The following is a 21,341-nucleotide window of genomic DNA, read 5'->3' on the forward strand; positions in this document are numbered from 1 at the left end:
TATAATTATTATTTGTCGTTTAATGCAACAACACCCGGTAATTGTTTACCTTCCATAAATTCAAGGGAGGCACCACCACCAGTTGAAATGTGATCCATTTTATCAGCTACTTGGAATTTTTCGACTGCTGCTGCTGAATCACCACCGCCAATAATTGTATAACCATTTGTTGCTGCCATTGCATTTGCAACAGCTTTTGTACCATTTGCAAATGCATCTATTTCAAATACACCCATAGGTCCATTCCAAATGATTAGTTTTGAATTGTTAATCACATCTGCATATTCTGCAGCTGTTTTTGGTCCGATATCTAATCCCATCCAATCGCTTGGAATTTGATCGATATCAACTACTTTTGTTTCTGCATCTTTCGAGAATTCGTTTGCTACAACAGCATCTACTGGCATATGTAATTTGACGCCTTTTTCAGCTGCTTTTTCGATAAATGATTTAGCTAATTCAATTTTATCTTCTTCTAATAAAGATTTACCGATATCATAACCTTGTGCTTTTGAGAATGTATAAGATAAACCGCCACCAATGATTAAATGGTCTACTTTATCTAAAAGATTTTCGATTACACCGATTTTATCTTTAACCTTTGCACCACCGATAATAGCAGTGAATGGGCGTTCTGGGTTTGATAATGCTTTACCTAAAACATCAATTTCTTTTTCCATTAAAAGGCCAGAAACTGCTGGTAAATATTCTGCAATTCCTGCTGTTGTAGCGTGTGCACGATGAGCGGCACCAAATGCATCATTGACATAAAGATCTGCTAATTTTGCGAAGCTTTCAGCAAGCGCAGGATCGTTCTTTTCTTCACCTTTATGGAAACGAACGTTTTCTAATAGAACGATTTCACCATCATTCATGTTTCCTACAGCTTGTTCCACTGATTCACCGATAGATTCATCTAGTTTTGTTACAGGTTTACCCATAAGTTCAGAAAGACGTTCGCCTACAGCTGTTAGGCGTAGTTCTTCTTTCACTTCACCTTTTGGACGTCCTAGATGGCTAGCTAAAATTACTTTTGCCCCTTTTTCTACTAAATAAGAGATTGTAGGAAGCGCTGCTCTAATACGAGTGTCGTCGGTAATTTTGCCTTCTTCCATTGGTACATTGAAATCCACACGTACAAATACGCGTTTTCCTTTTACTTCGATATCATTCATTGTCTTTTTTTGATACATAATCGTGCCTCCTCCAATTGTCTATAACTTTTTAATTATGATGAAAATAAGAATCATTCTTCACTTATATATGATGAACAAATTTAGCTTCTTCAATCGTTTCAATCTATAAAAAAATTGGCATTGTTACACGGAGAGCGCTGAAAAACTATATTATTCCCATTTATTACACAAAAAAGGTATTACTTGAAGCGGAATCAGCTTCGCTTTCCGCGGGCGAACCGACGAGCCTCCTCGCTTCGCTGTGGGGTCTCGTCTGGCTCGTTTTCCCGCAGGAGTCTACGCTGATTCCACTTCAACAAAGATTGTAATACAAAATTTTATTAAAGAAAGTTTGTCATTTAGATTTTCCAGTATACTCGCAAGCACAACTGCCTGATCTAGTTTAACCAATTTTTAGTCTGGAGTGTCGCTACTTCTCCACAACAAATTGTAAAAAAACAACAAAGCCAAAATATTTTGTTTTTATCAATGAAGCGCTTACTTATTTCATAAAAAAAGGAGAAGTACAATAACTCTTCTCCTTTTTACCCTAATTCATTATATACGTATGGTAACTATATGGCTATGGTTTTTGAATTACAAACCTTGTTTCGCCATGTATTCAGCTAAATCAATTACACGAGTAGAATAACCTGTTTCGTTATCATACCAAGCTAATACTTTTACAAGGTTCCCTTCAAGGACCATTGTAGAAAGACTATCTACAGTTGATGATGCAGTATTACCGTTATAATCGATTGATACTAATGGTAATTCTGAGTAATCAAGAATACCTTTTAATTCATTTTCAGAGGCTGCTTTTAATACTGCATTAACCTCTTCTGGAGTTACGTCTTTTTCTAATTCTACAACTAAGTCAACTAATGATACGTTTGGTGTTGGTACACGAATTGCCATACCATCTAATTTCCCTTTAAGTTGTGGTAAAACTTTTGCTACTGCAACAGCAGCACCAGTAGTAGTTGGAATCATTGATTGCGCAGCTGCACGAGCACGACGGTAGTCTTTATGCGGAAGATCTAAGATTTTTTGGTCGTTTGTGTATGAGTGAACAGTTGTCATCATGCCTCGTTTAATACCAAATTGTTCATCCAATACTTTCGCTACTGGAGATAAACAGTTTGTTGTACAAGAAGCATTTGATACGACAACATCATTTGCTGCATCATATTCTTCGTTATTAACACCCATTACATAGGTTGGCATGTTTTTACCTGGAGCAGATACGATTACTTTTTTAGCGCCTGCTTCAACGTGTTTATGTGCAGTTTCATGGTCAGTAAAGCGACCTGTAGATTCTACTACGATATCGACACCTAAATCTCCCCAAGGAAGTTTTGCAGGATCTGTTTCAGCATAGACACGAACGTTTTTGCCATTTACTACAAGGTATTCACCTTCAGATGTTACTTCTGCATCAAAAGCACCGTGAACTGAATCATATTTTAAAAGATGAGCAAGCATTGCTGCGTCAGTTAAATCGTTTACCGCTACAATTTCAATATCTTGTCGTTTAATTGCTGTGCGGAAAACCAATCGTCCAATACGTCCAAATCCATTAATCGCTAATTTTAAAGTCATAATCTATTCCTCCATTTAATGAGTTTATTGTAGTAAGTGAAGCATCTCTTCTGCAGCAGCTGAATCCGTTATTAAAACAGATTGTTTTGCTCCGTGTTTAAAGTAAGATAGGATGGCTTTAGCTTTATTCTTCCCACCAGCTACTGCAATAATACTTTTACATCTATTTACTTGTTCTAATTGGATTCCGACAGTACGAATTCTTTGTACTGCCTTTCCTTGTTCATCGAAATAATAACCAAAGGCCTCACTGACAGCGCCACTTTCAAGTAAAGATTGTTTTTCTTCTTCACGTGATTTACGTCTTTCTGCCATTTCTAAAGCAGAGCCAATACCGTGAATGACGACATCTGTTTGATCATATAACTCAATCATTTCTTTCACGATTGGTTCTTGAATAATTGCATTATAAGCTGGTTCACTTAAATGTTCTGGTAAATACAAAGTACGATATGTGTTGTCAGTATTCCCTGCAAATGTTGCTGCAATAGTGTTAGCTTGCAGCCTCATCTCAACTCCCATACCGCCTCTAGCAGCGATAAAGTTTAGATCAGTTAGTTTTTCTGAAGGAGTAAGACTATCTGCTATGGCAGCTAATGTACTTCCACCTGTTACAGCGACGATTTTGCTAAGACCCGCTACTAATTCTAATTGTTTTGCCGCTTCCAAACCGAGCAATGATTTAATCGATGGAATTTCATCAAGATCTCCATCTACTATTATTACTTTTTGGATTCCAAGTATTCGTGTTAGTTGTTTTTCCATTGTGGAAATACCTGACCATTCATAAACGAGAGGCTTTAACACTTCTAATACTTCCATTCCTGATTCAGAAATTCTCATACCAGAACGACTAGCTATAATCAGCCCTTGCTCACGTAGTAAATCCGTTTCTTTACGCGCTTCTCTTTCGCCTACTGAAAGATTTTCAGCAAGTCCTCGACGGCCAATGGGACCTATCATTTCAATCATTTGTAAAAAACGATATCGTGTATGAAGAAGCTCAGACATTTCTGGCATCATTTTCAATTGTGCTTCCGATAATGTAGTCATGTCTTATAACTCTCCTTCTTATCAAAGGGATAAATTTTATCCCACTAAAAATTATTTTGTCCCACCTACTACAAAAAAATATATTTCCTGATTTGAGTATACAATTTCATGTCAGCATATGCAACTTATATTCACCAAGAAACGATAAGAATAGACAATTCAGCCTATTCTAATCGGCCCCAATACCTTCTAACAATGTTACATAGTCCAATACACCATACTGAATAATCTCGCCATCTTTTTCAACAACAGGAATCATCATCATATATTTCCGGTGAAGCGCATCGTCCTCTTCAATATTTACTTCTTTCACTCGAAAGGGAATGTCCTCACGTACTAAATGAAGCATGCGTTTACCATCTTCACAAAGACCACAATTCGGTCTGCTGTAATATGTAATTTCCATTTGGATGTTCCTTTCTTTTGCTATTTCTTCTATTATATAAAATAATGTCCTGCGTTGAATACTCAAAAGAATTAGGGGTTTTCAGTTGGCTGAATAAACACAAAACACATATCACATCAGATTCAAACGATATCCAGCTCCCCAAACTGTTTCAATAATCTTAGGGTTATTACTATCTTCTTCTATTTTTTCACGTATTCGATTAATGTGTACCGTCACAGTTGAACTATCACCTATATAGTCGTATCCCCAAATTTTTTCAAAGATTTGTTCTTTGGAAAAGACGATATTTGCATTTTCTGCTAAAAAGACAAGTACTTCAAATTCCTTATTTGGAAATTTTACTTCTTCTCCATTCACATATACTTTCCAACTTTTTTTCAATATTTTTACGTGTCCGATTTGAAAGACGTCATTTGTTATATCATTTCTATGATGAAGCAACCGTTCATAACGATTAATATGCGCTTTGACACGGGCTACCAGTTCTGCCGGATCAAATGGTTTTGAGATATAGTCATCCGCTCCTAGTCCTAAGCCTCTTATTTTATCGATTGATTCTGTCTTGGCTGTCACCATTAGAATTGGTATTTCATATTTAGCTCGTATCTCTTTGCAAAGTTCATAACCATTTTTTCCAGGTAGCATAATATCTAGAATCAACAAATCAAAATGCCCTTGATTCAAAACTTCAATTACTGAATTACCGTCCTGGATGATTCGTGTTTCAAATCCATTTATCTCAAGATAATCTTCTTCTAACATTGCAATTTCGCTATCATCTTCGGCAATTAATACTTTATACATAATCTTCCCTCATTTAATAAATGGTTGGCAATGTAATAGTTATTTTCAGCCCATCCTGGTTTGCAGCTGAAATTGTACCACCATGTTCTTCGATAATATATTTGGATATATATAATCCTAGTCCATTTCCCTCGTTTTTGCTATTTCGTGATTCATCACCACGATAAAACTGTTCAAACAGATGTGACAGTTTACCTTCATCTACACCTTTCCCATTATCCTTAATTTCGAGTACTTCTAAACGATTAATTTTGGATAAAGTAAAAGATATTTGCAAATGTTCACTTTCTGCATATTTTAGACTATTTTCAATGATATTGATTAGCACTCGTTTTATTAAAACCGTATCGATTTCCACATTATGTTCTTCATTTGTTGTGAATAATGAAACTTTAACCTGTTTATTGGCCAAGTCATCACGAATCTCTCCTACAAATTGCTCTAGAAATAATTCAAAATCTAGTCTGTTCTTGACAAATGGCATATTACCTGTTTCTAATTTGGAAAAATCAAATAGACGTTGCAGTAGCACATCCATATCACCAGCTTTTTTGTATGCAATCGTTAAATACTGATGTTGCTTTTCTGGTGTTTTCGCTATACCATCTAACAATCCTTTTATATACCCTTTTACAGAAGTTAGCGGCGTACGTAAATCATGTGAAATTCCTGAAATCATGTCTGTTCGAGCATTTTCATATTTTTCATTACGTTCTCTTTCCTCTAGTAAATGAGCTTGCATTTGATTAAATGCATGACAAAGTATTTCAAACTCTTCAATTCCTTGATAGACAATAGGTTCTCGAAGGTTTCCTGCTTCAATACGTTTTTCTCCATCCATCAAATGATTGATTGGGTTAGTTACTTTCTTCACCAAACGTCTTGTAAACAATTGACTAATGACAATAATGATAATGATCGCGACTACTCCTATAACAAAATACATGCCAAAAATCGTTTCTAATCCGCCATGCTCAAGTATCGTCCAGAATGAGTTTTTCTTAACGTTAATGGTGATTAAATCGTAGTGACTTCCATTAGAATCAAACTCTTTACGAACAATTGTTGCATAATCCCAATGATAAACTGCATTTACTTGTCCTTTTTTTTGTTTACGTAACCCATCTATATATTCAGATTCATGATTTTTTAAATTGGAATAGACTTTCTTTTGATCTTTTGCAACATATAAATGATATCCGTACTTCGAAACTTCTTTACTAATTCCTTGCCAATCTGTATTAGGAATTTTCATATTATTAAACAGGGTTTGTATTTCATAAACATCTTTATTTAGTTGCACTTTTTTGATTCGATTATCGATATAATCTTCGTTAAAGATACTAACAAGTGTTCCTCCAACAATAAATAATAGGATTAGGGGGAGTAAGACCATAATCGTATTTGATTGAAAAATCACCTTATTTATTTTCATTTTATATCTCCCCCTAATATTTTTAATTGAGTCAATTTAATAAGTGCTGAATATTTTCTAAATGAATCCATTTCATAAATCCATTTCGCTTTATAAATACGAACATTTCAACACGTAATGTTCCGCTACAGACGGCGCTTTCCACGGGCTTGGCTTCAATCTCCTCGTCACTGCGTTCCTGCGGGGCTTTCAGCTCAAGCTTTTCCCGTAGGAGTCGCCGTCTTCCGCTCCACAATGAACAAAATTGGATATCAAGAAATGTTTGTATATTTTATTTGAATTTTTTGCATTATGAAATTGATTCCCTGATATTAAATAGTTGATTTGTTTACTAATTATGGTAAAGTTTTGGCTAGAATATATTTTATTTTTACACAATTAGTAGAACTACATGAAACGTAAATTTTTCAATATAAATAGTGGAGTATATAATTTATAGAGGTTAGTAGGGAGGACAACAGATGTCATTAATGGAAAAATTAAAAATAAAATTTCCTATCATTCAGGCACCAATGGCTGGTGTTACAACACCTGAATTGGTTGTAGCTAGTGCCAATGCAGGTATTTTAGGTTCAATAGGAGCAGGGTATTTAAGCGCTGAAGTTACGAGAGCATTCATTGAAGAAGTGAAAAAAGCAACAGCAAAACCTTTTGCAGTTAATTTATTTGTACCAAATGAAGTGCAAACTACAAAAGAAGACTTGGAAGAAGCCTATAATGTTTTGAAACCATATCGAAAAAAATTAATGATTGCAGAAGAAGGCGCTCTTTTATCAACTTCTGACTTTGATGCACAAATAGATGTCATCATTGAAGAAGGTGTAAAAGTATGTTCATTCACTTTTGGGATACCTACTGAAGATATCATAAAAAAACTTCAAAAACATGAAATTTATACAATTGGAACTGCGACAACAGTTGAGGAAGCGATATTAGTGCAAGATCATGGTTTGGATGCAGTTGTAATGCAGGGAGAAGAGGCAGGCGGCCATCGTGGTTCATTTACTGAGCCTGAAGAATTAGTTTCTTTACAAGAACTACTCGAAGGCGTTAAAGAGAAAGTGAAAATTCCTGTAATTGCTGCAGGAGGAATTGCTACAAAAAAACAAATTCAAGCAGCTTTAGAATCAGGTGCAGATGTGGTTCAGATTGGAACAGCATTTTTGGTGAGTGAAGAAAGTGGAGCACCAGAAATCCATAAACAACAAATTTTAAATGCAGAAGAAAATGTAACAGCTTTAACAAAAGTCTTTTCAGGAAAACTAGCAAGAGGGATAGAAAATGATTTTATGGTTTTCATGGAAGGTAATAAGATTGCTCCTTACCCATATCAAAATGACCTAACTATTAGTATTCGTAGAAGAGCTCAGGAATTAGATATATATAGTTTAATGGCGATGTGGGCAGGAAGTAATTTACATTTGGCTGAAGCAGGGTCTGTTCAAGAAATTGTTAACCGTTTAACAAAATAAAATATGAAAAAAAGGAAAGGCAGATGATGTGTTTTGCCTTTCCTTCTTTAATAAGATTTTTAGTTTTGTATGCCTAAACACCCATAATATTATAGCCGCCATCTACATAAATCACTTCTCCAGTAACTCCACTAGATAATTGACTTAGCATAACAACAGTCATATTGGCAACTTCTTCAGGTGTAACATTACGTTTAAGTGGTGCAGTTTCTTCCATTTTGTTTAAAATCTGATTGAAAGAAGGCACACCTTTTGCAGCAAGTGTTTTAATAGCTCCTGCAGAAATAGCATTTACACGAATACCATCAGCACCAACATCAGAAGCCAAGTATCTTACAGAAGCTTCTAGCGCTGCTTTTGCAACACCCATTACATTATAACCTTCTAGCACTCGTTCAGCACCTAAGTAAGACATTGTAACGATTGAACCGCCTTCTGTCATATAAGGTCTTGCAGCGTTAGCAACAGCGATTAATGAGTAAGCACTTGTATCTTGTGCAAATGCGTAACCTTCACGAGATGTTTCAATAAAACGATTTTTTAAGTCTTCTGCATGTGCAAATGCAACTGAGTGAACAATCCCATGAATTGTACCAACTTTTTCACCAATTTCTTGGAATGCTTGTTGAATACTTTCATCACTATTTACATCACATTGCACCACATGTGGTTGCAAATCTTCATACTTAGCAAGTTGTTTTTCTAATTTCATTAAAGAGCGTTCTTTACGATATGTGAAAATAACGTTAGCGCCAACTGACATTAATGCTTTAGCAATTCCCCAAGCAATACTTCGATCATTTGCAACGCCCATTACCACGATATTTTTATCTTTTAATTGTAATAAATTATCCATAATAGCCTCCTGTAATAGTTACTATTAGTACCTGATACTAAAATAGTACCTTATACAGAGTGAGAATGCAATAAAGAAATTAATGTATCTTGAATACTAAATGTGTTTGAAGCTTATCAATAAAAAAACACATGAGAAAAGTCAATTCTTTTCCCATGTGCTTGTTGAATACTTTATTATAAAACTATTCGTATTTTAGTGCGTCGCCTTCGAAAGATTCATCTGCTACTTTAATAGAATCAGTTGGGCAACCTTCGAATGCATCTTCCATATCTTCCATTAAATCTTCTGGAACTTCAGTAGTACCCATGTTATTATCTAAAATAACGAAGGCAATACCTTCATCATCATAATCATAAATATCTGGTGCTGCTGCCCCACATGCACCACATGCGATACAAGTATCTTTATCAACAATGGTAAATTTCGCCATTCTACTTCTCTCCTTTTACGATCAATCCCTATAGCTACTTATTTATTCTAAAACGCTTTTCCTCACATTTCAACCTAAATTACTTTTTATCGGAGGAATCTTGATGTATCTACAGCAATTATTATTACATATTTTCCAAAAATTCAATGGTCAACGTTCAGAATCAGCAGCATATCATTTACTGCGTGGAAAACGTTCAGGGCAAACGATACAAGATGTTGGGACGTTTGGATTGCACGAATATTTCTGTATTATACCGAAGCTTTCAAAAGATAATTATAAGGATGCATTTGACCAATTAATTGAAAATGGCTGGATATTTTATGATGAAAATAAAATGTTACAACTATCGACAAGAGGAAAAGACGTTTTAGTAAAATCTCCTACATTTCACTTTAATGGTTGGTTTTATAGAGGAAATGAGCGTACATTCTTTAAACGATTATCATTAGTAGTACAGACATTATCACATATTCATGCTAAAGATTGGCGTTTTATACCCATACAAAAAGAGGAAGAAATCCAACAGTGGGTAAAAAATTTTTTAAAGCATCATGCATATAAAAATGTGGATTTTCGCTTACAATTAAGAGAAGAGATAGAAGTTTCATTCAAACAGTTACAAATTTCTGAGGAATCGAAGCAGATTGCCATGCTTCGATTGACTGGATATCAACTTACAGGTTGGACATGGCAACAACTTGCTAGGGAGTTTGATTGTTCGGAATTAGATACACAACTTATGCTTGTGGAGTTATTACATATATGGCTCGACTGTATTACTAATGCATCAAATCCATACCCTCTATTACACCAAATATCTGAAAATATAAGGATTGAACTCTTGTTAACAGATTCTACAAAAAAAACGGTAGATTTATATGAAAGAGGATATTCACTTGAACAAATCGCCTATATGCGTCACTTAAAATCGAGTACGATTGAAGATCATTTTGTTGAAATGGCTATGACGGACCCACGTTTTCCTCTTGTTCAATTTATAAAAGAAGAGGATGTTCAAAAAGTGATAAAAGTACTAAACGAAACAGGGAGTAAAAGATTAAAGGTAATACGTGAACAACTTCCGCAATTATCTTATTTTCAAATTCGTTTAGTCATCGCTGCAAAAGGAGGAAAATAATATGGTAGAGCTGGAGCAATTATTACAGCAATATTTTGGCTATACAACATTTCGACCAGGTCAAAAAGAAGTCATTGAAGCGGTGATTCAAGGGAAAGATGTCATTGCTCTTCTTCCAACTGGGATGGGAAAATCGCTTTGTTATCAGCTACCAGGATATATTTTAAATGGTCCTGTATTAATCATTTCTCCGTTACTTTCCTTAATGCAGGATCAGGTAGAACAGTTAAAGCGATTTGGAGAAAAACGAGTAATTGCGTTAAATTCGTTTTTGCAAGGTACCGAAAAACGGTTGGTATTAGAGAATCTTAGTAAATATCGCTTTATCTTTACTTCACCAGAGATGCTTGCAACGCAAGCTACTCAAAATGCTTTTCAAATGGTCCAATTCTCACTTATTGTTGTAGACGAGGCACATTGTATTTCTCAGTGGGGATTTGATTTTCGACCAGATTATTTGAAAATTTCGGAATGGATTCCAAAACAGCAACGTCCACCAATATTAGCATTAAGTGCAACAGCAACGAAGACAGTTGTGGAAGATATAAAAACATATCTAAATATGTCTAATCCATTTGAATATATTCATTCTGTAGAAAGAGCTAATCTACATTATGACGTTGTGAACACTCAATCTGTTGAAGAAAAATTTGAGTGGATTATCAATCATATAAGGCAAACGGAAGGACCAGGAATTATCTATTCTCAATCGCGGAAAAAGACTGTTGCCTATGCTGAAGCATTAATAGGCAATCATATTCGGGCAGCAGCATATCATGCAGGAATGGGGAATGAAGATCGTCAATTTATACAGCAACAGTTTTTATCAGGTGAATTGGAATGGATTTGTGCGACAACTGCTTTTGGTATGGGTGTTCATAAAGAAAATGTACACCAAGTTATTCATGATCATATTCCGGCGACAATGGCCAATTATATGCAAGAAGTAGGTAGAGCTGGACGTGACGGTGAAGATGCATTAGCAATCTTAGTATATAGCCCAAGAGATGAAGATTATACGCAATATGTAGTAACAGAAGATTTACCAGAGGCATTTCATGTTACATTATATGAAGAGTATGTAAGACGAGGGGAAAACCCGAAAAAAATGCTGGATATACAACAGATAAATGAAACAGGATATCGTGTACTATCTTATTGGATGGAACAGCTTCCTGCAGAAGAAGTTATCCAAAAATTAAACAGTCTAAAACAACAAAAAATTCAACAAATCATGCAAGTAGCGACTTTCATAAAAGGGGAGCATTGTATGCGTGAACAATTAGTTGCTTATTTTGATCAGGAATTGGAACAAAAACCTACAAATTGCTGTCATTATTGTGGAATAAAATATGATGATATTATTGATGAAAGAAGTTCGGATTATGGATATAAAGAACTATCTAACTGGGCGGAAAGACTCTGTTCAATACTTCCATAGTTGTAACTGAACGTACATTTACATTTTACTAGTAATTCGTCATAATAATGTTATATCAAAATTGGGGGGATATTGATGTCTCAAGAAGATTATCGTGAGAAAATTGAGGAACATCGACAAGCTGTTAATATTGAGCCTGAACATGAGACAAACCCTTCGAGAATGACTAGAAGTCAACTTCATGGCAATCAGAATAAGAAAAAAAAGAAAAATAATCGCAATAATAAATTACTAACGGTTTTAGCTTTTATTTTTATCTTAATTCCTGTGTCATTGCTTGTATACTTCGGTTATTTTGCTAAAGATCCTAATAGCGAAAAAACGGAGATTGATCATGGCGGAGTTCAAATAGAAACAAACGAAGATAACCCATCAAAAAAGATGATAAATACTTCAATTAACGAAGACAAGAAACTAACAGCTCAGGATCAAGCAAAAAAAGAAAATGCTGAGAAAATAGCTGCTGAGAAGAAAGCTGCTGAAGAAAAAGAAGCGCAAGAAAAAGCTGCTCAAGCAGAGAATGAAGCAGCAAAAGCACAAGAAAAGCAGCAACAAATCTATAATGAGGCAAAAGCTGCAGGACGTCTGTATAATGTCAAACAAGGTGAAACAATTAAAAGTATAGCAATTGATTTCTATGGTAGTGATGCTGGTATTGCCATTATTAAGGAAGCAAATGGTATTACAGGAGATAGTATTCCACCAGGTACAACGATTGCAATCCCTGAACAATAAAAAAACAGGTATGTGAAAGAGAACACATGCCTGTTTTTTTATTGTTCGTAAGCGTATAATATACAATTATGATAATTCGACAACATCTCTAAAAAAATTTAGAGATGTTTATTAATATAAGGAGTGACGGTTTTTATGCGTCAAGAAGATGCAATTATTGTCGGAGGTGGCCCTTGTGGCTTAGCGGCAGCTATGTCATTACAAGAAATTGGATTAAACCCCATTGTTATTGAAAAGGGTAATATTGTTAATGCAATCTTTAACTATCCAACTCATCAAACATTTTTTAGCTCAAGTGAAAAATTAGCTATTGGCGATGTGCCATTTATTATTGAACAACAAAAACCAAAGCGTAACCAAGCGCTTGTATATTATCGAGAGGTAGTAAAACGAAAAGATATCAAAGTTCATCGTTTTGAAAAAGTAGAAACGGTAATCCCTCAAAATGGTAAATTCATTGTTAATACCGATAAGGAAGTTTATGAAACTCCCTATGTAGTTATTGCTACTGGTTATTATGACCATCCAAATTATTTGAATTTACCAGGTGAAGAGTTGCCTAAAGTGAATCACTATTTTAAAGAAGGTCACCCTTATTTTGATACAGATGTTCTCATAATTGGTGGGAAAAACTCTGCAATTGATGCTGGACTAGCTCTTCATAAAGCAGGGGCTCGAGTGACGGTTGTTTATCGTGGGGCGGAATATTCCCAAAGCATTAAACCATGGGTATTACCCGATTTTGCAGTACTTGCAAGAGATGGTGAAATTAATATGATGTTCAATACGAATGTTATAGAAATTAAAGAGGATGAAGTAATTCTGATTCAAGAAGGCAAAGAAATTACTGTGAAAAATGACTTTGTATTTGCTATGACAGGTTATCATCCAGATCATACGTTTATTCAAAATATGGGAGTTACAGAAGACCAGGAAACTGGACGCCCTACATTTAACCCTGAAACAATGGAAACAAATGTACCAGGTTTGTTTATTGCAGGGGTCATTGCTGCTGGCAATAATGCAAATGAAATATTCATTGAAAATGGCCGATTCCACGGCGACTTAATTGCTAAATACATTCAAACAAAACAATAAAGTTATCAATATAAAAACATAAAAAAGCAAGGTATTTCTGAAGTGAATTTGCCTTGCTTTTATTTTATAGATTTTTTTATTGAAAGCATCTGCCGCTATTAGATAAAAAATTTCTTCACATCAATTGGTTTATGAACTTGGTTAAGCCCGATTAATAATTTTAAACGTGCTTTTTGTCCGCTCAATCCTGTTGCGAAAATAACACCCATATCTTCTAACATTTTACCGCCACCTTCGTAACCATATACACCCTGCGCAATCCCATTAAAACATCGAGATACAAGAACTACAGGGATCTGACGTTTTAATAATTCTTCTATTGTTGGTAAAACTGCTGGCGGAATATTTCCTTGTCCAAGTCCTTCCAAAACTACTCCATCATATTGATAATCAATTGCTGAACGAATTAAATCAGCATCCATACCAGCATATACTTTAAATAAAGCAACTTTTTTATCAAGATTTGAAACTTCTACATATTCTCTTTTCAATGGAGCTTGGTGAAAATGAATCATCGTTTTGGTAACAAGTCCAAGTGGACCATATTGTGGTGATTGAAATGTTGCAACTGAACTTGTGGAAGTTTTCGTAACGTTTACCGAAGAATGAAGTTCGTCATTCATCACTACAAGTACACCTTTATTTTTTGCATCTTCAGAAGAGGCTACGCGAACAGCTTCAACTAAATTGTATACACCATCTGCACCTAATTCATTTGATGAACGCATTGCACCTGTTAGTACAATTGGAATCTCTAAATCTGTCGTTAATTCAAGAAAATAAGCAGTTTCTTCTAAAGTATCTGTGCCATGTGAAATAACTACACCATCAATATTGTTTTTATCTACAGTATCTAATATAATATCTCGCAACTCTAGCATTTTTTGAGGAGTTATATGTGGAGAAGGTAGATTAAATGCCTCAAGTTCAATGATATGAGCGATTTTTTCTAACTTTTTACTTTCTTTTGTTAAAGGATTTGTTGAATCAGGTACAACAGCTCCAGATTCTTCGCTGACATGCATTGAAATAGTACCACCAGTATGAACAAGTAAAATCGTTTTTTTCATAACAAATCCTCCTTAAATTTTCTTTCTCAATCTTATAGAATGGTATAATATACGGAGATGGATTGAAAGGAGCAACTAAATGTTCGTACTCTTATCAGTATCCATTGCTCCTGCTCTAGCTCTCTTTAGCTTTTTCTATCTAAGAAATCAAATGGCAACGGAGCCTAGAAGAACATTGTTTCACACATTTTTATATGGTGCAATATTAACGTTTCCTATTTTATTTTTGCAATATGTTATTAAAGAGGAACAAATATTCCCTAACATTATCGTTCAAGATGTATTTTTTTCAGGAGTAGTGGAAGAATTTTTTAAATGGTTTATTTTAATGATAGCAATTTATCATCATATAGAATTCGATGATCCTTACGATGGCATTCTTTATGGGGTTAGTATTTCTTTAGGATTTGCAACAGTCGAAAACATCTTATATATGCTATCATTTGGCGTTAACACAGCATTTATGAGAGCATTGATGCCAGTTTCAAGTCACGCCTTATTCGGTGTAGTTATGGGGTATTATTTTGGAAGGGCTAAATTTTCAAAAAAAGACTTGTCAATACAATTTCGCATACTTGCCCTTTTTGCACCAATGATTTTGCATATTATTTATAATTTCATTTTCACTATCGAAGGAAGATGGACTTATATCATGATTCCTTTCATGCTTTTTTTATGGTGGTTTGCACTAAGCAAAGTAAAAAGAGCACATCAACATTTAGTACAAATGTTATTTGCAGAAAAAAGAATATAAATAGTATGAACTGAGAGTATAAAAATACTCTCAGTTTTTTTGTATAAAAAAAACATATTAAACCATGCTAAAGAAAAAGGAGATATGAAATGAGACGCTATAAAATTTTGGTAGTTCTGATTCTCAGTTTATTCCTGTCAAGTATAGTACCTCAAAATAGTGATGCTTTTTCGGATCAAGTTGTTTCTAGAGGTGCGTTTGGAGATGATGTGATTGAATTACAATCGAGGCTACAATATATCGGCTATTACAACGGTACGATTGATGGGAAATTTGGATATGGAACGTATTGGGCATTAAGGAATTTCCAAGAACAATTTGGTTTGCCTATTGATGGAATAGCAGGTACCACTACAAAAAATAAACTTAGTTCTGTTACCCAATATGATAAAGCTTTTGTAATGGATCAACTAAACAAAGGAAATAAATTTACTTATTATGGTGGAGATAAGCAATCTTCTTCGGGAACAGGCGCAGGAAACAATATGCAAGTGCCTAGCAAATTTACCAATGAAGATTTGCAATTAATGGCTAATGCAGTATATGGAGAAGCGCGAGGAGAACCATATGAAGGTCAAGTGGCTGTAGCAGCAGTTATATTAAATCGACTCGATAGTCCAGATTTTCCAAATACAATATCAGGAATTATATTCCAACCAAGAGCCTTTACAGCAGTTGCTGATGGTCAAATTTGGTTAACTCCAAACAAGCAGGCTATGGAAGCCGTTCTTGATGCTATGAATGGTTGGGACCCTTCACAACATGCATTATATTATTTCAATCCAAAAACAGCTACAAGTTCTTGGATTTGGACAAGAAAACAAATTACACAAATTGGCGAGCACATTTTCTGTATTTAAAGGAGGATAGGGATGAAAAAAACAATTTTTTTGTTAACGTATGCTTTCGTTGCTTGCCTCATATTTAGTTTTGCATCTAATCGAGAAAACAAGGAATTAAAGTATTTATTACACGGACAATATACTGGTAAAATGGCTGATGCTTCAACACAATTAAACGAATTACAACAAGCAGTTCAACAATCTCTATTATTCAAAGATCCTACTGCATTTCAAAATTCATTGCAGGACATTTGGCGATTATCTTCAGACATCCGCTACTCTATTGCAGATTTACCTTTAGATAGTGGATTTACAACGGAATGGATGAATTATCTAGGAAGATTAGGTAATAATGCGAAAATGACGTTAACCTCTCAAGAAAATGCTGCTAATTGGCATGATAACGCAAAACAAGTATCCAATAATTTAACGAGTTTTTCATCTGATTGGCAGATTGCAACTGCCCATATCTTACAAGCAGACAATGATTATAAACACTGGTTAGAAGAACAAACGACAGGTAAAGATTCATCAGGATTTAATAAGTTATCACAGTCTGTGAAAACTTATACAGAAAGTGATTTTCCTCTAACAGCAAGTGAGACAGACTATGAAAAAAAGAAAGAATTAAAAGAACTTAATGATAAGCTAATCACAAAAGACGAAGCAATTGAACGCTTTAAGGTAATGTTCCCTGAACTTGCAACTGCCACAATATCTGTAAACCAAAGTAAAAAGGGAGCACCATATCCTTTCTATAAAATTGTTTTTCATAAAGGAGAACGAACAGGATATGCGGACATTACTCAAAAAGGGGGATATCTACTCTCTTATATAGTGGAAAGACCTTTTGATAAAAAATCAAAGTCATTAGATCAGTTAAAACAATCTTCTGACCGACGATTAAAAGAATTAGGATATAAAGACGTAATCGAAACGGATGCAAGAGAAAATAGTGATGTTTGGCATATAACTTATGCAAGAGTAGATGAAAAGACGAAGGCAAAAGTTTACGCAGATGGAGTACAAGTGAAAATTGCAAAAGATACGGGTGAAGTAGTTGGCTTAAATGGAATTGAATATATCCAAAAAGAAAAACTTAAACCACAATTAATGAAGAAAATAAATTGGAATGAATTTTTCAATAATGAAGCAAAAGTTGTTAATGAAGACTTAGCATATACCGAAAATAAAGATTATGTAGAAAGACTATGTTATGAATTAACAGTCCGTATGGATGCATCTCCAGTTCCACATACTTACAAAATTCTAGTGGATACCGAGACGGGTGAAGTTATTAAGAATGAGAAGCTATCTTAGAGTTCATAGCCTATATTTTGATTAGATATAGCTAAATTGACTATTCCATGGCATAATAAATACAACTAAAGAATCATAAAGGGAGATTGCAATGGAATTGAAAATAGGCACAAATATTATTTTAGAATCAATTTCTTCAGAATCGTCTGAACGTTTTCGCTGCAAAATTGTAGAGCAAAAAAACAATGCGATCTATATAGACTATCCTATTAGTGTTGAAACAAATAAAACGTCTTTTCTACTTGAGGGTGGCCAATATCGAGCATCTTTTGTAGATGAATCAAAAGATGCACATGCGTTTAAAACCCAAGTATTAGGCAGGATCAAATCTAATATCCCAATGATTATGCTTTCTTTTCCTACAGATGATGAGATTATTAAAATTCAAAGACGTGAATTTGTAAGGGTCATTACTCCAGTTGATGTAGCTGTTGAATATGATAATCAATTTTTTCAGTTTATAACAGAAGATATTAGTGCAGGCGGTTTGGCTATTCTAATTAATCAACCTGTTCCTTTTAAAGAGAATGATGAATTACAAATTACAATTGTGTTACCGTTTAATAATTCAAATGATGGAATTAAGTATGTTCAAACAACAGCACGTTTAGTTCGATTTATTGAAAGAGATAATACGATTATTGCGCCACTTCAATTTACAAATACGGATGATATTGATCGACAAAACATTATTCGCTTTTGCTTTGAAAGACAGTTGCAAATTCGGAAAAAAGAAACCGTTTTTTAGTCCTCGATTTGAGGGCTTTTTTCTTTTGGAGTGAGAAAAAAAGATGAGTCTAGGAAGAACGAACCGCCTCCGCTTTTGATTGTCCAGCTGCGGTGGCTAGACTCTCGAGTCATTTCAGTCTCTCGGTCGAAAGCTGAAAAAACGCTTTCGATTCGAGCCTTCCAATGATTTTCGAGTCTGAACGAGCCGCCTTCGCTTTTCTTGATCCAGCTCCGGGCGCTTGCTACTCGAGACACTTCACCTCCTCGGTCGAAAGCTGAAAAGATGCTTTCGATTCGAAGGTTCCAGTGCTTGTCGCAGCAGAACGAGCGCCCTCTGCTTTTCTGTGTTACAATATTACGGAAAGAAAGGGTTGATACCGTGAAAAAGAATATTCAAATCGCTATTGATGGTCCTGCAGGGGCTGGTAAAAGTACAATTGCTAAGATTGTAGCAGAGAAACTAGGCTACACTTATATTGATACTGGTGCAATGTATCGTGCACTTACATTAAAAGGATTGAAAGAACATATAGATTTAGAGAATGCAGAAAGTGTAACCAATTTATTGGCTAAAACTACCATTGAACTAAAACCATCTGAACGAGGTCAACTTGTATACCTTGATGGACAAGATGTAACAAAAGAAATTCGTTCGAATGAGGTTACAGGAAATGTTTCACGAGTTGCATGTCATGCTACAATGCGTGAAATTATGGTAGAACTTCAACGTGGAATGGCAGAACTTGGTGGCGTAGTCATGGATGGAAGAGACATTGCTACAGCAGTATTACCTAACGCTGAATTGAAAGTTTTTATGTCAGCAACAGTAGTAGAACGTGCTCGTCGTCGTTATGAAGATAACAAGAAAAGAGGCATTGACTCTTCATTTGAAAAATTACAAGAAGAAATTGCTTTACGGGATAAAATAGATAGTGAACGTGAAGCATCTCCACTTGTGCAGGCTCCAGATGCAATTTTCCTAGATACTACTGATTTAACAATAACACAAGCAGCCGATGCTATTTTAAATTTAGCGAGTGAAAGGATGGCATAAATTATGGACTTTTATCAATTTGCTAAGTCTGTTGTTTTTACTGTGTTGAAGCCGATCTACCGTATGGAAGTTATTGGATTAGAAAACTTCCCTAAAGAAGGTGGAATTCTACTATGTTCTAATCATATCGATAATCTAGATCCACCAATTGTAGGTATCTGTGCTCCAAGACCTGTTAATTTTATGGCAAAAGAAGAACTTTTTGAAGTACCAATTTTAAAAAGTATCTTGCCAAAGGTTCATGCATTTCCAGTAAAACGAGGACTTAGCGATCGCCAAGCCCTCCGAATAGCAATCAATACCTTAAAAGAGGGTCAAGTTGTTGGTCTTTTCCCAGAAGGAACACGTAACAAAACTGGCAAACTTGGTAAAGGCTTCACAGGTGCAGGTTTTTTTGCATTACGAGGAAATGCGGATGTTGTACCATGTGCGATCATAGGTCCATATAAACCATTTCGAAAGTTAAAAGTTGTATTCGGTAAACCGATTGAAATTGAACCTTACCGTGAAGAAAAAGCTAAACCTGAAGAGGTAACTGAAGTCATAATGGCGAATATACAAACGTTATTAGACGAACATCACCCTGATAATAAAAAATAATTGTATTTAAAGGGTTAATTTTTGTCTTTACTAGCAAATTCTAATAAAATAGAAAGTGAACATTGTGAAGGAGGATTACATATGTCTGAAGAAATGAACTTAAACGAAGTAAAAGAAATCCGTGAAGGCGATATCGTTACAGGAAAAGTAAACAAAGTTGAAGACAAAGTTGCTATAGTAACAATCGCTGGTGCACCTTTTGATGGCGTAGTACCAATTAGTGAGCTTTCAAGCTTACATGTGGATAAAGCTTCTGACGCTGTCTCCGTAAATGATGAAATAGAATTATTAGTAACAAAAATTGAAGAACCTGATGATAATAACCCAGGACAATACGTACTTTCAAAACGTCAAGTAGATGCAAAACGCGCATGGAAAGTATTAACTGAAAAATTCCAAAATGGAGAAGTTATTGAAGCAGAAGTTAAGGACGTGGTAAAAGGCGGCCTAGTAGTTGACTTAGGCGTTAGAGGCTTTGTTCCAGCTTCCTTAGTTGAAGATCATTTCGTCGAATCATTTGATGATTATAAGGGAAAAACTTTAACTTATAAAATTGTAGAAATGGATCAAGAAAAAAATCGTCTAATCCTCTCACATCGTGCTGTTGTAGAGGCACAAAAAGCAGAGAATAAAGTAAATGTTATCAATAATATTCATGAAGGTGATGTTATTGAAGGCACTGTTCAACGCTTAGCATCATTCGGTGCATTTATTGATCTTGGTGGTGTTGATGGTCTTGTGCATATTTCACAAGTTTCACACGAACACATTGATGATGTTTCAACAGTACTTTCAGAAGGACAAAAAGTAAAAGTAAAAGTAATTTCAGTTGATCCTGAACAAGAACGTATCTCTTTATCTATAAAAGAAACTCTAGAAGGTCCATGGTCACATATAGAAGAAAATGCTCCAGTTGGTGCAGTATTAACAGGTACTGTAAGACGACTTGTTACATTCGGTGCATTTGTAGAAGTTTTCCCTGGTGTAGAAGGTCTAGTGCATATTTCTCAAATTTCACACAACCATATCTCAACACCACATGAAGTGTTAAAAGAAGGCCAAGAAGTTCAAGTAAAAGTACTTGCTGTCAACATAGGAGAAAAACGTTTATCTCTTAGCATCAAGGCTTTAGTCGAAAATGAGAACGAGCCAGAGTTGGAAGAGTTTGAATTCCCTGAAGAAACTACCGGCTTCTCGTTTGGTGATGTAATTGGTGATAAACTAAAAAATTTCAATAAATAAAAAATGAAAAGTAACAAGAGCAGGCGGTGGCTAATATGCTTTCGTCTGTTTTTTCTTGCATTACAGTCAAATTTTG

General features: G+C 35.0%; 21 protein-coding genes. 12 read left to right on the forward strand and 9 right to left on the reverse strand.

Translation table 11 applies throughout. From position 1 onward, the window contains the following. Positions 1–8 precede the first annotated feature (8 nt). The 6 genes from ABE048_RS03335 to ABE048_RS03360 all read right to left on the reverse strand — a co-directional run bounded on the left by ABE048_RS03335 (position 9) and on the right by ABE048_RS03360 (position 6,478). On the reverse strand, positions 9–1,193 hold the full coding sequence (locus ABE048_RS03335) for a phosphoglycerate kinase (RefSeq protein WP_430309114.1): 1,185 nt from the start codon (positions 1,191–1,193) through the stop codon (positions 9–11). A gap of 579 nt (positions 1,194–1,772) precedes the next feature. Continuing rightward, complete coding sequence (gap, locus tag ABE048_RS03340) at positions 1,773–2,777, reverse strand: type I glyceraldehyde-3-phosphate dehydrogenase (RefSeq protein WP_430309115.1); 1,005 nt, start codon at positions 2,775–2,777, stop codon at positions 1,773–1,775. 24 nt (positions 2,778–2,801) lie between these two features. Continuing rightward, on the reverse strand, positions 2,802–3,830 hold the full coding sequence (locus tag ABE048_RS03345) for a sugar-binding transcriptional regulator (protein WP_430309116.1): 1,029 nt from the start codon (positions 3,828–3,830) through the stop codon (positions 2,802–2,804). Between the two features lie 169 nt (positions 3,831–3,999). After that, positions 4,000–4,236 (reverse strand): glutaredoxin family protein, encoded by a 237-nt coding sequence (locus ABE048_RS03350; RefSeq protein WP_430309117.1) that lies wholly within the window; start codon positions 4,234–4,236, stop codon positions 4,000–4,002. Between the two features lie 111 nt (positions 4,237–4,347). Then, positions 4,348–5,043 carry a response regulator transcription factor gene (locus ABE048_RS03355; protein ID WP_430309118.1) on the reverse strand — a complete coding sequence of 232 codons (696 nt, stop codon included), beginning with the start codon at positions 5,041–5,043 and terminating at the stop codon, positions 4,348–4,350. Positions 5,044–5,056: 13 nt separating this feature from the next. Beyond that, positions 5,057–6,478 carry a HAMP domain-containing sensor histidine kinase gene (locus ABE048_RS03360; RefSeq protein WP_430309120.1) on the reverse strand — a complete coding sequence of 474 codons (1,422 nt, stop codon included), beginning with the start codon at positions 6,476–6,478 and terminating at the stop codon, positions 5,057–5,059. Between the two features lie 461 nt (positions 6,479–6,939). Between ABE048_RS03360 and ABE048_RS03365 the strand changes: the two genes are divergently transcribed. After that, complete coding sequence (locus ABE048_RS03365) at positions 6,940–7,950, forward strand: NAD(P)H-dependent flavin oxidoreductase (protein ID WP_430309121.1); 1,011 nt, start codon at positions 6,940–6,942, stop codon at positions 7,948–7,950. 73 nt (positions 7,951–8,023) lie between these two features. Here ABE048_RS03365 and ABE048_RS03370 read toward each other — a convergent pair whose 3' ends face one another. Together ABE048_RS03370 and ABE048_RS03375 are read right to left on the reverse strand one after the other, a co-directional pair. Further along, positions 8,024–8,806 carry an enoyl-ACP reductase FabI gene (locus ABE048_RS03370; RefSeq protein WP_430309122.1) on the reverse strand — a complete coding sequence of 261 codons (783 nt, stop codon included), beginning with the start codon at positions 8,804–8,806 and terminating at the stop codon, positions 8,024–8,026. Positions 8,807–8,990: 184 nt separating this feature from the next. Continuing rightward, positions 8,991–9,239: a ferredoxin gene (locus ABE048_RS03375; protein WP_430309123.1), complete on the reverse strand. Its 249-nt coding sequence runs from the start codon at positions 9,237–9,239 to the stop codon at positions 8,991–8,993. A 103-nt stretch (positions 9,240–9,342) separates the two neighbouring features. On the opposite strand from ABE048_RS03375, the gene ABE048_RS03380 reads away from it, so the two are divergent. From ABE048_RS03380 to ABE048_RS03395, 4 genes are all read left to right on the forward strand, one after another. Then, a complete protein-coding gene (locus tag ABE048_RS03380; protein WP_430309124.1) occupies positions 9,343–10,380 on the forward strand; it encodes a helix-turn-helix domain-containing protein in 1,038 nt (345 codons plus the stop codon). A 1-nt stretch (position 10,381) separates the two neighbouring features. After that, positions 10,382–11,821: a RecQ family ATP-dependent DNA helicase gene (locus ABE048_RS03385; RefSeq protein ID WP_430309126.1), complete on the forward strand. Its 1,440-nt coding sequence runs from the start codon at positions 10,382–10,384 to the stop codon at positions 11,819–11,821. Between the two features lie 75 nt (positions 11,822–11,896). Beyond that, positions 11,897–12,556, forward strand: coding sequence for a LysM peptidoglycan-binding domain-containing protein (locus ABE048_RS03390; protein WP_430309128.1), 660 nt, complete (start codon positions 11,897–11,899; stop codon positions 12,554–12,556). 135 nt (positions 12,557–12,691) lie between these two features. Further along, the gene (locus ABE048_RS03395; RefSeq protein ID WP_430309130.1) at positions 12,692–13,654 is read left to right on the forward strand and encodes a YpdA family putative bacillithiol disulfide reductase; all 963 of its coding nucleotides are present in this window, start codon (positions 12,692–12,694) and stop codon (positions 13,652–13,654) included. Between the two features lie 98 nt (positions 13,655–13,752). On the opposite strand, the gene ABE048_RS03400 is transcribed toward ABE048_RS03395, so the two are convergent. After that, positions 13,753–14,724, reverse strand: a complete 972-nt coding sequence (locus ABE048_RS03400; RefSeq protein WP_430309131.1) for an asparaginase — start codon at positions 14,722–14,724, stop codon at positions 13,753–13,755. Positions 14,725–14,803: 79 nt separating this feature from the next. On the opposite strand from ABE048_RS03400, the gene prsW reads away from it, so the two are divergent. The 7 genes from prsW (at position 14,804) to rpsA (ending at position 21,265) form a co-directional block, all read left to right on the forward strand. Beyond that, positions 14,804–15,478 (forward strand): glutamic-type intramembrane protease PrsW, encoded by a 675-nt coding sequence (prsW, locus tag ABE048_RS03405; protein ID WP_430309133.1) that lies wholly within the window; start codon positions 14,804–14,806, stop codon positions 15,476–15,478. 89 nt (positions 15,479–15,567) lie between these two features. Beyond that, on the forward strand, positions 15,568–16,338 hold the full coding sequence (gene sleB, locus ABE048_RS03410) for a spore cortex-lytic enzyme (RefSeq protein WP_430309134.1): 771 nt from the start codon (positions 15,568–15,570) through the stop codon (positions 16,336–16,338). Positions 16,339–16,350: 12 nt separating this feature from the next. Continuing rightward, complete coding sequence (locus ABE048_RS03415; protein ID WP_430309136.1) at positions 16,351–17,640, forward strand: PepSY1/2 domain-containing protein; 1,290 nt, start codon at positions 16,351–16,353, stop codon at positions 17,638–17,640. A 91-nt stretch (positions 17,641–17,731) separates the two neighbouring features. Further along, entirely contained in the window at positions 17,732–18,388 is a 657-nt protein-coding gene (locus ABE048_RS03420) for a flagellar brake protein (RefSeq protein ID WP_430309138.1), read from the forward strand. Positions 18,389–18,748: 360 nt separating this feature from the next. Then, the gene (gene cmk, locus ABE048_RS03425) at positions 18,749–19,423 is read left to right on the forward strand and encodes a (d)CMP kinase (protein ID WP_430309140.1); all 675 of its coding nucleotides are present in this window, start codon (positions 18,749–18,751) and stop codon (positions 19,421–19,423) included. Between the two features lie 3 nt (positions 19,424–19,426). Beyond that, a complete protein-coding gene (locus ABE048_RS03430; protein WP_430309142.1) occupies positions 19,427–20,023 on the forward strand; it encodes a lysophospholipid acyltransferase family protein in 597 nt (198 codons plus the stop codon). Positions 20,024–20,104: 81 nt separating this feature from the next. Next, positions 20,105–21,265: a 30S ribosomal protein S1 gene (gene rpsA / locus ABE048_RS03435; RefSeq protein WP_430309143.1), complete on the forward strand. Its 1,161-nt coding sequence runs from the start codon at positions 20,105–20,107 to the stop codon at positions 21,263–21,265. The last annotated feature ends 76 nt before the right edge of the window (positions 21,266–21,341 follow it).

Origin of the sequence: Rummeliibacillus pycnus (assembly GCF_050459865.1) — a bacterium.
Classification (GTDB): Bacteria; Bacillota; Bacilli; order Bacillales_A; family Planococcaceae; genus Rummeliibacillus; species Rummeliibacillus pycnus_B.

Bases quoted from the DNA above. Each gene is read 5' to 3' on its own strand.
- ABE048_RS03365 (WP_430309121.1), top strand. From the start codon at position 6,940: ATGTCATTAATGGAAAAATTAAAAATAAAATTTCCTATCATTCAGGCA.
- ABE048_RS03375 (WP_430309123.1), bottom strand. From the start codon at position 9,239: ATGGCGAAATTTACCATTGTTGATAAAGATACTTGTATCGCATGTGGT.
- ABE048_RS03385 (WP_430309126.1), top strand. From the start codon at position 10,382: ATGGTAGAGCTGGAGCAATTATTACAGCAATATTTTGGCTATACAACA.
- gap (WP_430309115.1), bottom strand. From the start codon at position 2,777: ATGACTTTAAAATTAGCGATTAATGGATTTGGACGTATTGGACGATTG.
- ABE048_RS03395 (WP_430309130.1), top strand. From the start codon at position 12,692: ATGCGTCAAGAAGATGCAATTATTGTCGGAGGTGGCCCTTGTGGCTTA.
- ABE048_RS03370 (WP_430309122.1), bottom strand. From the start codon at position 8,806: ATGGATAATTTATTACAATTAAAAGATAAAAATATCGTGGTAATGGGC.
- sleB (WP_430309134.1), top strand. From the start codon at position 15,568: ATGAGACGCTATAAAATTTTGGTAGTTCTGATTCTCAGTTTATTCCTG.
- ABE048_RS03335 (WP_430309114.1), bottom strand. From the start codon at position 1,193: ATGTATCAAAAAAAGACAATGAATGATATCGAAGTAAAAGGAAAACGC.
- rpsA (WP_430309143.1), top strand. From the start codon at position 20,105: ATGTCTGAAGAAATGAACTTAAACGAAGTAAAAGAAATCCGTGAAGGC.
- ABE048_RS03350 (WP_430309117.1), bottom strand. From the start codon at position 4,236: ATGGAAATTACATATTACAGCAGACCGAATTGTGGTCTTTGTGAAGAT.
- ABE048_RS03415 (WP_430309136.1), top strand. From the start codon at position 16,351: ATGAAAAAAACAATTTTTTTGTTAACGTATGCTTTCGTTGCTTGCCTC.
- ABE048_RS03360 (WP_430309120.1), bottom strand. From the start codon at position 6,478: ATGAAAATAAATAAGGTGATTTTTCAATCAAATACGATTATGGTCTTA.
- ABE048_RS03420 (WP_430309138.1), top strand. From the start codon at position 17,732: ATGGAATTGAAAATAGGCACAAATATTATTTTAGAATCAATTTCTTCA.
- ABE048_RS03390 (WP_430309128.1), top strand. From the start codon at position 11,897: ATGTCTCAAGAAGATTATCGTGAGAAAATTGAGGAACATCGACAAGCT.
- ABE048_RS03430 (WP_430309142.1), top strand. From the start codon at position 19,427: ATGGACTTTTATCAATTTGCTAAGTCTGTTGTTTTTACTGTGTTGAAG.
- ABE048_RS03355 (WP_430309118.1), bottom strand. From the start codon at position 5,043: ATGTATAAAGTATTAATTGCCGAAGATGATAGCGAAATTGCAATGTTA.
- ABE048_RS03400 (WP_430309131.1), bottom strand. From the start codon at position 14,724: ATGAAAAAAACGATTTTACTTGTTCATACTGGTGGTACTATTTCAATG.
- ABE048_RS03345 (WP_430309116.1), bottom strand. From the start codon at position 3,830: ATGACTACATTATCGGAAGCACAATTGAAAATGATGCCAGAAATGTCT.
- ABE048_RS03380 (WP_430309124.1), top strand. From the start codon at position 9,343: ATGTATCTACAGCAATTATTATTACATATTTTCCAAAAATTCAATGGT.
- prsW (WP_430309133.1), top strand. From the start codon at position 14,804: ATGTTCGTACTCTTATCAGTATCCATTGCTCCTGCTCTAGCTCTCTTT.